General features: G+C 68.0%; 9 protein-coding genes and 2 pseudogenes. 9 read left to right on the top strand and 2 right to left on the bottom strand.

Annotated features, from left to right (window positions below; genetic code table 11):
- Positions 1 to 13 precede the first annotated feature (13 nt).
- From EV562_RS10850 to EV562_RS35065, 4 genes and pseudogenes are all read left to right on the top strand, one after another.
- Positions 14 to 610, top strand: coding sequence for a TetR/AcrR family transcriptional regulator (locus EV562_RS10850; protein ID WP_133886499.1), 597 nt, complete (start codon positions 14 to 16; stop codon positions 608 to 610).
- A gap of 324 nt (positions 611 to 934) precedes the next feature.
- Positions 935 to 1752, top strand: a pseudogene (locus tag EV562_RS10840) (IS5 family transposase).
- A gap of 61 nt (positions 1753 to 1813) precedes the next feature.
- Positions 1814 to 2008, top strand: a complete 195-nt coding sequence (locus EV562_RS10835; RefSeq protein ID WP_003973114.1) for a hypothetical protein — start codon at positions 1814 to 1816, stop codon at positions 2006 to 2008.
- A pseudogene (locus tag EV562_RS35065) lies at positions 2005 to 2294 on the top strand (type II toxin-antitoxin system death-on-curing family toxin); the annotation flags it as partial. The gene EV562_RS10835 and the pseudogene EV562_RS35065, both read left to right, overlap by 4 nt.
- 427 nt (positions 2295 to 2721) lie before the next feature.
- On the opposite strand, the gene EV562_RS10825 reads toward EV562_RS35065, so the two are convergent.
- The gene (locus EV562_RS10825; protein WP_133886498.1) at positions 2722 to 4287 is read right to left on the bottom strand and encodes an ABC transporter substrate-binding protein; all 1566 of its coding nucleotides are present in this window, start codon (positions 4285 to 4287) and stop codon (positions 2722 to 2724) included.
- Between the two features lie 447 nt (positions 4288 to 4734).
- Here EV562_RS10825 and EV562_RS10820 point away from each other — a divergent pair, with 447 nt between their 5' ends.
- Positions 4735 to 7332 carry a collagenase gene (locus tag EV562_RS10820; protein WP_133886497.1) on the top strand — a complete coding sequence of 866 codons (2598 nt, stop codon included), beginning with the start codon at positions 4735 to 4737 and terminating at the stop codon, positions 7330 to 7332.
- A gap of 164 nt (positions 7333 to 7496) precedes the next feature.
- Positions 7497 to 8732, top strand: a complete 1236-nt coding sequence (locus EV562_RS10815) for a protease (protein ID WP_125537117.1) — start codon at positions 7497 to 7499, stop codon at positions 8730 to 8732.
- A gap of 174 nt (positions 8733 to 8906) precedes the next feature.
- On the opposite strand, the gene EV562_RS10810 is transcribed toward EV562_RS10815, so the two are convergent.
- The gene (locus tag EV562_RS10810) at positions 8907 to 9899 is read right to left on the bottom strand and encodes a LysR family transcriptional regulator (protein WP_133886496.1); all 993 of its coding nucleotides are present in this window, start codon (positions 9897 to 9899) and stop codon (positions 8907 to 8909) included.
- Positions 9900 to 10141: 242 nt separating this feature from the next.
- On the opposite strand from EV562_RS10810, the gene EV562_RS10805 reads away from it, so the two are divergent.
- The 3 genes from EV562_RS10805 (at position 10142) to EV562_RS10795 (ending at position 11749) form a co-directional block, all read left to right on the top strand.
- Positions 10142 to 10657: an ATP-binding protein gene (locus EV562_RS10805; RefSeq protein WP_133886495.1), complete on the top strand. Its 516-nt coding sequence runs from the start codon at positions 10142 to 10144 to the stop codon at positions 10655 to 10657.
- A 508-nt stretch (positions 10658 to 11165) separates the two neighbouring features.
- Positions 11166 to 11360 carry a ribbon-helix-helix protein, CopG family gene (locus EV562_RS10800; protein ID WP_030583974.1) on the top strand — a complete coding sequence of 65 codons (195 nt, stop codon included), beginning with the start codon at positions 11166 to 11168 and terminating at the stop codon, positions 11358 to 11360.
- Positions 11357 to 11749 carry a type II toxin-antitoxin system death-on-curing family toxin gene (locus EV562_RS10795; protein WP_133886494.1) on the top strand — a complete coding sequence of 131 codons (393 nt, stop codon included), beginning with the start codon at positions 11357 to 11359 and terminating at the stop codon, positions 11747 to 11749. The genes EV562_RS10800 and EV562_RS10795 overlap by 4 nt, the downstream gene beginning before the upstream one ends.
- Positions 11750 to 12088: the final 339 nt, after the last annotated feature.

The raw sequence follows: 12088 nt of genomic DNA, 5'->3' as shown, positions 1-12088 counted from the left end.
TGAAGCGGAGAAAATGCCCAAGATTGAAGCCGGCAGCGTCCGGGAGCACCGGGCGCAGCGGCTCGCGCAGCTGATCGACGCGGCCGAGGAGCTCCTGGAAGAGGGTGGTGCCGAAGCCCTCACGGCCGGAGCGGTTGCCGCGCGAGCCGGGATCGCCCGCAACAGCATCTACCGCTACTTCAACTCCATCGACGACCTGCTCGAACTCGTCGTCACCCGCGAATTCCCCGCCTGGATCGACGCAGTGGAGCAGGCCATCGCGGCCGAGACCACACCCGCCGCCCAGGCTGCCGCCTACGTCAGGGCCAACCTCGAACAGGCGGCTCGCGGCACCCACGGCTGGCGGGCCGCGCTCTCGCGCGACTCGCTCTCCCCGTCGGCGCGGGAGAGGGTGAGGAATCTGCACATCTCGCTACATGAGGCGCTCGCCCGGGTCGTGCGCGAACTGGGGCTGCCACAGCCAGAGCTGACCGTGGCGGTGGTCCAAGCAGTCGTCGATGCGTGCATCCGCAGAATCGACCAAGGCGACGATCTGACGACCGTGTCCGACTTCGCGGCCGGAGCGACGCGTCGACTGCTCGCGGATGACGACTTGCCACATCACCCGTGACGCACCCCGCCCAGGCGGCTCGCAGGCCCGTCGACAGCGAAGCCCCGGCAGAACGAGCCCGATCTTGAGCCGCACGGGACCGTGACGCAGACCGCTGGTGGCTCATGTCTCGTCTCATCCGATCTTGCCACCGGGCGGCCGACCGGTCAGTGCCCGACGCCCATCGATTACGAGGTCCACGACCCGAACCAGCGCGTTCAGTGCGTTGACGTTCGTGGTGCGCTCATTGGTCACCCGGCCTCTGGGGGTCACCAGCGCTTTTACTGGCTCTAACAAAAGCTGCTGATCATGAGGCTGTCGGCCTCTCTGCTCGTATATGTGGGTATGGGAAACAGTCAGTCGCGGCCGTGGATCGTGTCGGATGAACTGTGGTCGCTGATCGAGCCGTTGCTGCCGAAGCCGGGTCCGAAGAAGGTCCAGGGCAGACCGCGGGTGCCGGACCGCCAGGCCCTGTCGGGGATCCTGTTCGTCCTGCACACCGGCATCCAGTGGGAGTACCTGCCCCAGGAGCTCGGCTTCGGCTCGGAGATGACCTGCTGGCGGCGTCTTGCGGCCTGGAACGAGGCCGGCGTCTGGGACCGACTGCACGTACTGCTGCTGAACGAGCTGCGGTCGAAGAACCAGCTGGACTGGGAACGGGCGGTGATCGACTCCTCGCACGTGCGGGCCGCCCGACGGGGCCCAAAAGCGGGCCCAGCCCGGTCGACCGCGCACGGCCGGGCAGCAAGCACCACCTCATCGTCGACGGACAGGGCATCCCGCTCGCGGTGTCGCTGACCGGCGGCAACCGCAACGACGTCACCCAGCTCGAGCCGCTGCTCGACAAGGTTCCCGCCGTCGCGGGCCGGGTCGGCAGACCCCGTCGACGCCCCGATGCACTGCTGGCGGACCGCGGCTACGACCACGACAAGTACCGCCGCCTGCTCTGACAGCGCGGGATCCGCCCCGTGATCGCGAGACGGGGCGAGCCCCACGGCACTGGCCTGGGCATCTTCCGCTATGTCGTTGAGCGCACGATCGCCTGGCTCCACGGCTTCCGCCGCCTGCGCATCCGCTGGGAACGACGCGACGACATCCACGAAGCATTCCTCGGCCTCGCCGTCTGCCTGATCACCCACCGTCACGTTCGACGCCTCTGTTAGGACCTCTTTAGGGCACGAGACTCGACGGTGGCGCGTGATACCAGGCAGGCATCATGACCTTATGGCGATGACACTCCGGCTTCCCGACGACCTGGACACGAAGCTTACGGAGCGGGCTCGTGGGGAGGGTTGCAGCAAGCAGGAGCTTGCCATCGGGGCCATTCGTGATGCCCGGGACCGGGCCGAGCTGAAGGTCGATGACGTTCTGGCCGGTCTGATGGACAGCGATGCGGAGATTCTGGACTACCTGAAGTGAGCGGCGTGCGCTACCTCCAGATCGACGAGATCCTGGCCATCGTGCGCACGGTCAACGGTGCCGAGCACAGCGTGCGTGACATGGGCCTCCTTGTGTCGGCGATCGAACGGCCCCGGACGAACGTCTTCGGAGCCGAGCTGTATCCCACCCTGCACGAGAAGCCGCGGCACTACTGCACTCCGTCGCCCGCAATCACGCGCTGATCGACGGCAACAAGCGCACCGCCTGGCTCGCCATGCGCGTCTTCCTGCGGTTCAACGGCGCCAGCGCCAGTACCGTCCCGCCGCACGGGCGCCGGCCCGACGGACCCGAGGCCCGTCACGCGCTGCTCACCAGCAGCCCTCTCCTCAGCAGCGCACTGGGACCGGCGCTGCTGATCGCCCTGTCCGCCCTGGGGGTTCTCGCCCTGGACACGGCGTTGTGGGTCTCGGTGGTCAGTGAGGTGGCGGCGCCGGCCCGGTGGGGCTTCGTGAGCGGGCTGCGTGTCGGCGCCGGGCGTCTGGGAGCCCTGATCGCCGGCGTACTCAACGCCGTGATCGGTCTTGGCGTGGTCGCTGTCAAACTCGTCGCCGGGCATGAGAGGGCCTGTGGTGGTGTTCGCAGAGCGCATACGGTGGCAGACCGGTCGGAATCCTCGGCGCCGCGGCCGGAGCGGTCCCGGCACCCCGGCGAACAGCCGCACGTCCCCGTCCGGTCGGGTCAGGTCCGAGCCGTCAGATCCAGGTCAGTCGCCACAGGCGCAGAAGCCCGGTGCCGTCCACCGCGTACTGGCCGCCGCCCACGTCCTCCCCGGACACCACGAAGTCCTTGGCCTGCCACAGCGGGACGACGGGCACGTCGCGGGCGACGATCCGCTGAAGGGCTTCGAGGTCGGCTTCGGCGTCGCTCCGGTCGGCGAAGCGCTGACTGCTCGTGATCAGCCGGTCGGCGGCCTTGCTGCCGTACCCCGTCGCCATGGTGCCGTCCGTGCCGACGAGAGGACCGCCGAAGGTGTCGGGATCGGGGTAGTCGGCGACCCAGCCGACGGCGTAGGCGTCGAGCTCTCCCTCGGCCCAGCTCTTCTGGAATTCGTCCCATTCATATCCTCTGAGGGTCACCTTGAACAGCCCGTCGGCCTCTAGTTGCTTTTTCACCTCCGCAGCCTCCTCGTGGGCTGATCCGCGTCCCGCCGCGTAACCGTAGGTGAAAGACAGCGGGATTTCCTCACCGGCCTCGACGAGGAGGCGGCGTGCCTTTTCGGCGTTCTTGTGAGGGTAGTTGTCGAAGAAGGAGGTGGTGTGGCCCGTGATGCTCGTCGGGATGAGGGAGTAGAGCGGGTCCACGGTTCCGTCGTAGACGTCGTAGGAAATCCGGTCCCTGTCTATCAGCCAGGCCGCCGCCTGCCGTGCGCGTCTGTCGTGAAACGGCTTGCCGCGGCGGTTGTTGAGATACAGGTTTCGAGTCTCCGCGCTCTGCGCCTCCGTCACGCGAAGCCCCGGATCGCTCGGGTTCAGATCGGCGAGCATTTCGGGGGGAAGCTGTCTGAGGGCGACATCGATGCGGTGGGATATCCAGGCCCGGGCGAGTGAGTCGGGGGTGTCGTAGAAGTGGAGTTCGATCGGCCGGCCGGTGTTCTCGGCGGCGCCCTTGTACCGAGGGTTGGGCGAGAGGGAGATCTTCTCGCCCTTCGCGTAGGAGACGACGCCGTACGGTCCGGTCCCGTCGATCCGGCCGTCCGAGCGCAGGGAGTCCGCCGGGTACGTGGTCGAGTCGACGATCGAGCCCGCCCCGGTCGTCAGCTTGAAGGGGAACGTGGCGTCCGGTGCGGTCAGTCGGAAAGTGACGGTCCGGTCGCGGGCGTCCATCGACTCGATGGTGTCCAGGAGGGACGACGGCCCCACATCGGAATCTATCTTCTTGACCCGTTCGAACGAGAACCGGACGTCCTTGGCTGTCATTCTGCGTCCGCTGGAGAAGGTGATGTCATCCCGCAGCCGGCATCGATAGGTGCGTAGGCCGGAATCGGTGAAGGAGCAGCTTTCGGCTGCGTCGGGTACGGGCTCCGCCACTCCGGGCTCCAGGGTCAGCAGTGTCTGGAAGACATTGCTGTACAGAGCCGTCGAGCCGGAGTCGTAGCCGCCGGCCGGGTCGAGTGACGTCGGCGGTTCCGTCGTCCCGACCTTGATGGTGGCGCCCTCCTGGTCGTCCGTCGGGTAAAGCAGCAGACCGGCTGCCAGTGCCGTGGCGATCACCGTGGGTGTGACGACGGACGCACGGATGTGCGCACGAATAGGCCTCATGAGGCTCGTCCTCGCAAGATCGAGACGAACAGGAATTCTCGTACCCGTGGGGGGAGAGTGCGTCGGCCAAGTATGCGCAGGCGTCGCTTCCTTCGGAGCCCGACGGCGCTTCCGGAACGAAGTCTTATGACTGACACGGCGGAACTGTTATGCCCCGTTCGGCGAGAGGGCCGCCAGGAGTCGGCACCCCCTCCCAGCAGCCGTTCCGACTCGTCTCCGGTGGTCCTGCGGACCCGCTTGCACCGGTCCCGCCCACGGTCTCACTCCTCGACGCCATTCCCTGTGCAATGTCACCTGTGCCATGTTCCATGTTGCAGGGCGTGGCCATGCCAAGACGGAGAGGACATCCGTCTTCCGTCAGGTGGCAGCGCGGTACTCCGTTTCCCACGCCCTCTCCCCCTTCAGTCGGCCGTGCTCCGCACGGCCGGATCCCCCATGGGAGGCGCTGTGAGAAAGTCACTGGTACGGCGAGGTCTGGGGGCGGCGCTGCCGCTGGCCCTGACCGTCGCCATGAGCGTGGGCCTGCTGTCGCAGCCGGCTGGCGCAGCCGGGAACACTGGGTCCGTCGTGCACGTCGCGGCGGACGACCCGGAGCACGCGGGACCCCCGCCCGTCGCGCAGTCCCCCACCGCCGAGACGGAGCACGTCGCGCAGGGACGCACGAAGGCGTCCGAGCTTCCGCCCGTGGCCGCGAGTAAGGACGCGCTCAAGGAGGTGTACGGCAAGACCGCGAAGGCGCCGGTCCGTCCCTCGAAGTCGACGGACAAGGCGGTCGCCGGCAAGACCGGCAACTCTCGTGCGCGTGCCGCCGCGTGCAACGTCTCCGACTTCACCAGCCGGAGCGGCGGCGCGCTGGTCCAGCAGATCAAGGCGTCCACGACCGACTGCGTCAACACCCTGTTCAACCTGACCGGGAACGACGCCTACTACGCCTTCCGTGAGTCGCAGATGACCTCGGTCGCCTACGCCCTGCGCGACGGCTCGACGTCCTACCCGGGCAACGCCTCCACCGGTATGCCGCAGCTCGTGCTCTACCTGCGCGCCGGCTACTACGTGCACTACTACAACGCCGGCACGGTGGGCACCTACGGCAGCAGCCTGCAGACCGCGATACGCGCCGGGCTCGACGCCTTCTTCGCCAGCCCGCACTCCCGCGACGTCAACGACGCCAACGGCGAGACGCTCGCCGAGGCCGTCACGCTCATCGACAGCGCCGAGGAGAACGCCCGCTACATCCACGTCGTCAAGCGACTGCTGGCGGACTACGACTCCACCTGGAACTCCTCCTGGTGGATGCTCAACGCCGTCAACAACGTCTACACGGTGACCTTCCGAGGCCACCAGGTGCCCGCGTTCGTGAGTGCCGTGCAGTCTGACCCCGGCCTGATCGACGCGCTCTACAACTTCGCGAGCGGCCACCTCGCGCTGCTGGGAACGGACCAGTCGTACCTCACGTCGAACGCGGGACGTGAACTCGGCCGGTTCCTGCAGCATTCCGCGCTGCGCTCCAAGGTCAGCCCTCTGGCCGGCGGCCTGCTCAACTCCAGCTCCATCAAGGGCCGGACGGCCCCGCTGTGGGTCGGTGTGGCCGAGATGACCGACTACTACGACAAGGCCAACTGCTCCTACTACGGCACCTGCGGCCTCCAGGCCCAACTGGCCCGCTCCGTCCTGACGGTGACCTACCCGTGCAGCTCCAGCATCACCATCAAGGCGCAGCAGATGACCTCGGGCGAGCTGTCCTCCAGCTGCAGCAGCCTGCGCAACCAGGACGCCTACTTCCACAACGTGGTCCGTGACAACGGCCCCGTCGCGAACGACAACAACAGCACCATCGAGGTCGTGGTCTTCGACTCCAGCACCGACTACCAGACCTACGCCGGCGCGATGTACGGGATCGACACCAACAACGGCGGCATGTACCTGGAGGGGAATCCGTCGGCGGTCGGCAACCAGCCGCGCTTCATCGCCTACGAGGCCGAGTGGCTGCGCCCGGACTTCCAGATCTGGAACCTCAACCACGAGTACACCCACTACCTCGACGGCCGCTTCGACATGTACGGCGACTTCAACGCCAACATCACCACCCCGACCATCTGGTGGGTCGAGGGCTTCGCCGAGTACGTCTCCTACTCCTACCGCGGTGTCCCCTACACCGAGGCGACGACCGAGGCGGGGCGTCGCACGTACGCGCTGAGCACCCTGTTCGACACCACGTACAGCCACGACACCACGCGCATCTACCGCTGGGGCTACCTCGCCGTGCGGTACATGCTCGAGAACCACCGCGCCGACATGGACACCGTCCTCGGCCACTACCGCGCGGGAAACTGGAACGCCGCCCGCAGCTACCTGACCGGCACCATCGGCACCCGCTACGACAACGACTGGTACACCTGGCTGGCGGCCTGCGCGGCCGGCAACTGCGGTGGCGGGGGCACCAACCCGCCCGGGAACCAGGCGCCCACCGCCGCGTTCACCACCGCCGTCCAGGGCCTGGACGTCACCTTCACCGACCAGTCCACCGACGCCGACGGCACCATCGCCTCCCGCTCCTGGAGCTTCGGCGACGGCACCACCTCCACGGCCACCAACCCCGTCAAGACGTACGGGTCGGCCGGGTCCTACACGGTGAAGCTGACCGTCACCGACGACAAGGGAGCCACCGCCACCGCCACGAGGACGGTCACCGTCGGCAGCGGCGGAGGCGGCGGAACCGAGTGCACCGGGACCGACACTCGGGAACTGGGCCAGAACTGCCAACGCGGCAACCAGTCCGCCACCACCGGCAACTACGCCTACCTGTACCTCTACGTCCCGGCCGGCACCACCCAGCTGAAGATCACCACCTCCGGCGGGACGGGCGACGCGGACCTGTACTACAGCACCAGCGGCTGGCCCGGCACCACGAGCTACACGCAGCGGGCCACGGGGTCCGGCAACAGCCACACCCTGACCATCAGCAACCCGCCGGCCGGCGCCAACTACATCAGCCTGCACGCCGTGAGCAGCTTCAGCGGCGTCACCGTGAGTTCCGCCTACTGACCCACGGCTCCGCACCAGGGCACGACCCTCACGACGGCCCGGGGCGGCTCTCCCCGCCCCGGGCGGCGTCCGGGGCGGCGGCAGGGGGGAGACCTCCGTCGCCCCGGACCGAGAACACATCGCCCGCCCGCACACGGGCATCCCTACCTCCCAGGAGGCACAGCGTGAAGTCATTACCCGCACGCAGGCGACGCCGCGCCATGTGGTCCCTCATCATGTCCGTCGGTCTCACCTGCGCACTCGCCACACCCGCCGTCGGCAGCGGTGACCAGGGCACGTCACGGCTCAGCGCCTCGCAACAGGCCGCGGCCGGCCAACTCGCCGCGGACCAGCACATCTCCACCCAGGAGGCACAGCGGCGCGTACTGCGGCAGGAGCGGCTCACCGGCGTCGCAACAGCGCTGCGTGAGCGCCTGGGTTCCCGCTTCGCAGGAGCCTGGATCGACCAGAAGCACGGCGGCAGGCTGACCGTCGCCGTCACCCGGTCGACGGCCACGGCCCTCGTCGAGGCCCGGTCCGCGCAGGCTCAGGCACCCGACACGACCACCGTCGTCGTCGACCGCAGCCTGCGGCAACTCGACCGCATGTCCGCAGGACTGGCCCACCGTATCGCCGCAGCGAACAAGGGCGCCGCCCACGGCCTGCAGTCCGCGGTGGTGGTGCAGGACAACAAGGTTCGTCTGGACCTGCCACGGGGCAAGACCCTCACCCCCGCCCAGCACGCAGTCGTGGAGTGGGCGAAGCGGACCCTCGGCGAGGGCCTCGAGGTCAGCACCTACGCGCATGCCTCCGAACCCTTCTACTGCGGCGGCCAGTACTCGTGCGACCCCCCGCTGCGCTCGGGCCTGGCCATCTACGGCACGAACGTCCGCTGCTCCAGCGCCTTCATGGCGTACAGCGGCAGCAGCTACTACATGATGACCGCCGGCCACTGTGCGGAGGACAGCTCGTACTGGGAGGTCCCCACCTACAGCTACGGCTACCAGGGGGTCGGTCACGTCGCCGACTACACCTTCGGCTACTACGGCGACTCCGCGATCGTCAGGGTCGACGACCCCGGCTTCTGGCAGCCGCGCGGCTGGGTCTACCCCTCGACCCGCATCACCAACTGGGACTACGACTACGTCGGCCAGTACGTGTGCAAGCAGGGCTCCACGACCGGCTACACCTGCGGGCAGATCACCGAGACCAACGCAACGGTGTCCTACCCAGGCCGCACCCTGACCGGCATGACCTGGTCCACCGCATGCGACGCTCCCGGTGACAGCGGCAGCGGCGTCTACGACGGCTCAACGGCCCACGGCATCCTCAGCGGGGGGCCGAACAGCGGATGCGGCATGATCCACGAACCGATCAGCCGAGCACTGGCGGACCGCGGGGTCACGCTGCTGGCCGGCTAAGCAGCCCGGGCGGACCGTGAGTACGCCGCCCCGGTGCTCATCACGAGGACGTCGACCGCCGCACGCGCGGTCGGCGTCTTTCCCCGTGCTCCGCTTCGTCCGCCACCCAGCGGACTGGGGGGCGGGGGCGTGGCACGTCGTGCATGCCGCAGCGCGGTGGAACCCGTCGGCCGATTAGACCGTACCGGGGAGCGCCTTTCCGGCTCCGTTCGTGGGACGGGCGGGTGCGTATGCGCGCGTCACCCATTTCTGGAAGTGCGTAGCCTGCGACAGCAGTTGCCAGTGGGCGCGTACGGCATGATGGTGCACCACCTCGACGGCCGACGCCTCGACCGAATCCCGCCGCCAGACGAGCAGATGCCGCTGCCACAGCGGATCCCCCGCGAGGGGTTTGACCAGTACTCCGCCCACCGGGCGCATGGTGGGCTGGACGGCGGCCACCCCCAGACCCTTGGCGATCATCGACTGCAGTTGGTCGAGCATGTGGAACTCGTGGGTGACGGCGGGCCTGAATCCCGCGGCCCCACAAGCGTCGTAGAAGGCGCCGGGCCAGCCCACCCCGTCGTCCGCGGAGACGAACCACGCGTCCTCCGACAGGTCGGCCAAGGGCACCTCCAGCCGGTGCGCCAGTGGGTGATCGGCAGGGGTGGCCACGAACACCGGGACGGTTCTGACAGCTCGGTGGTCCAGCTTCGGAGAGTGTCGAAGAGGAAGCCCTGGGTAGTCGCAACCCAGGGCGACGTCGAGCTCGCCGGCCTCTAGGAGATCGATGAGTTCTCCGGTCGCGTACACACTGCTGACCGAGACGGTCAGATCGGGGCAGGCTTCACGGAGGACGTCGAGCAAGGTGGGTACCACCGGTGTGTTGATGGCCCCGAGGCGAAGCCGACGTGTCGCCCCGGACGAGCGGGGAGGCCGCAGCCGTGCGAGATTGTCGGAGAGCGCCAGGATCTCCCGGGCCCGGCCGACGACCTGGGCGCCGTAGGCGGTGAGCTCCACGCCCGCGCTGCTGCGCAGGAAGACCCCCTCGCCGAGCAGTCCCTCGATGCGGCGCAGTTGGGTACTCATCGCCGGCTGGGTGTATCCGAGCGCCGCAGCAGCCCGGCCGACGCCCCCCGCGTCGGCTATCGCACACAGCACGCGCAAGTGGCGCAGCTCAAGTTCCACGGGGGCACCTCGCTCCGGGCGAACAGAGTTCCATTATGCGCCAGGAGGAAGGCGGTGGGGAATCCGGGACGGCCTGACGCCTTCGGTCGACCAGTAGCCCGAGGGTTATGGATGAGCCGGAGCCTCTGGTATGGCCTGGCCGGTTGTTCCCGGGTGACCGCCGTGGAAATCTCGGACCTGCGTGTTGGTCCGCAGAGGCGACTGCGGAAGCCTGAAGCGCACCGCCATCGAGGAGCGACATCATGCCTCACACCTGCATCAGCTTCACCGTCGAAGCGACCGGGGCCGCGGTTCACCGCGCCCGCCACCGCGTCTCCACCGCGCTGAGCTGGTGGGGAGGGCCGGTCGAGGAAGAGCTCCGCTTCAGCGCGGAACTCGTGACCTCCGAGCTCCTCACCAACGGGCTGCGGCACGCGGGCGGGCCCATGACCGTCGAGTTGACGCTGGTGCACGACATGGTCGTCGTCGCGGTCCTCGATGACAGCCGGGAGCTGCCGCGGCCTCGGCAGACGGAGGCGGACGACGAGTGCGGGCGGGGACTCGCCCTGATCGAGGACCTCAGTCTGATACGGGGAGCCGAGACCACTTCCCGCGGGAAGCGCTGCTGGGCGGTTCTGCCGCTGCGGACGCCACAGGAGCGGGCTATCGAGTCGGCTCCGGCTGAGGAGTCGGACCACGGCTTCGAGGCGGACCGGGAACGCTGGTCACTGGCTCCCCAGGGAAGCGGACTACTGGCGAGTCTGTTTCCGGCGATGTGAGCTCGTCCTCCTCGGGCGGCCCAGTAGCCGACCCAGGGCAGGCGGGTGTGCCTGAGGGCGTGATGACGCTCGTCTGACGCTCTGGCCGCTTTCAAGCTGCACAGCGAGCCGAGAAACAGCCTTTGACCTGGCCTTTTCTGCGGCTGCCTCAGGCCGACATCTTTCCGATGACGCATCATGTGGAGTGCGTGGCGATCCTCGAACCTGCTGGCAAGGGGTCCTGACCTGCGCTTTTGGTTGTCCGGGTGGGTTGCTCGACCCGTTTCCCTCCGTGTAGCGGTTCGTGTGGACGGTCGCTCTTCAGAAGCCCTATGACCTGGGAAGATGTGAGTGACGCGCTTACAACGGCGACGCCTTCGGGAATCCTTGACGCTCGGATGACGCTCGCAACGGAGGTCGCTGCTGCACCTCCGCGGTAGCGGTGCGAACGGCCATGCGTGCCCGCACTGCGCGGAGCCGAAGCGCGGCCTGACCGCGCCGTCTGATACCGGTCTGGTATCATCTCTGTATGGCGATGACACTCCGGCTCCCCGACGACCTTGACGCGAAGCTCACCGAGCGTGCTCGCCGAGAGGGCCGTAGTAAGCAGGAACTCGCCATCGAAGCCATTCGTGACGCTCAGGACCGGGCCGAGCTGAAGATCGACGACGTCTTGGCCGAGCTGATGGACAGTGACGCGGAGATCCTGGACTACTTGAAGTGACTGAAGTGCGCTACATCCAGATCGACGAGATCTTGGCGATCGCCCGCGCGGTCAACGGTACCGAGCACAGTGTGCGCGACATGGGTCTTCTGGTGTCGGCGATCGAGCGGCCCCGGACCAATGTGTTCGGGGCCGAGCTGTATCCCACGCTGCATGAGAAGGCGGCAGCACTCCTGCACTCCGTCGCTCGCAATCACGCGCTGATCGACGGCAACAAGCGCACCGCCTGGCTCGCCATGCGCGTCTTCCTCCGGTTCAACGGCGTCAGCGCCGGTACCATCCCGCCGCACGTCTCCGTCGCCGGCCCGTTTGTCGAGGAAGTCGCGCAGGACAACATCGATGTACCGGCCATTGCCAAGCGCCTGGCGGCCTGGTTCCCCGTTTCCTGACGTTCGACGAGGTGAGGGCAGGGCACGCGCGTGCCCTGCCCTCACCTGCTGTCAGCCGGCGGGGTTACCAGCTCCGGCCTGCCGGTCCGGTGCCTTGATTCCCTGCACCAACTGGCGGGACACCATTTGCTCTGCGGTATCGCACCGGGTTTCGACCGTGTCTGGCTCCCCGAAGTCCCCCACATGTGGCCGCATTGGCTGGCTCGGGAGTATCGGGGCTGTGCCGATCAAACGCCTCGACGCCCCGCATTGGGTGCTCTGCCACGGCGTCACGTACCCGGCGCCGTCACGACCGACGACTCCTTGGCCAACGCGGCGACGGGGGATATGTGAGTCGAC

Origin of the sequence: Streptomyces sp. BK208, from assembly GCF_004364245.1 — a bacterium.
Classification (GTDB): domain Bacteria; phylum Actinomycetota; class Actinomycetes; order Streptomycetales; family Streptomycetaceae; genus Streptomyces.
The sequence above is the reverse complement of the archived record's forward strand: the minus strand, read 5'-3'. Positions and strand labels throughout refer to the sequence as shown.

Coding starts and splice junctions, on each gene's coding strand:
- EV562_RS10850 (WP_133886499.1), top strand. CDS start 14: ATGCCCAAGATTGAAGCCGGCAGCGTCCGGGAGCACCGGGCGCAGCGG.
- EV562_RS10835 (WP_003973114.1), top strand. CDS start 1,814: ATGGCGATGACACTCCGGCTTCCCGACGACCTGGACACGAAGCTTACG.
- EV562_RS10825 (WP_133886498.1), bottom strand. CDS start 4,287: ATGAGGCCTATTCGTGCGCACATCCGTGCGTCCGTCGTCACACCCACG.
- EV562_RS10805 (WP_133886495.1), top strand. CDS start 10,142: ATGCCTCACACCTGCATCAGCTTCACCGTCGAAGCGACCGGGGCCGCG.
- EV562_RS10800 (WP_030583974.1), top strand. CDS start 11,166: ATGGCGATGACACTCCGGCTCCCCGACGACCTTGACGCGAAGCTCACC.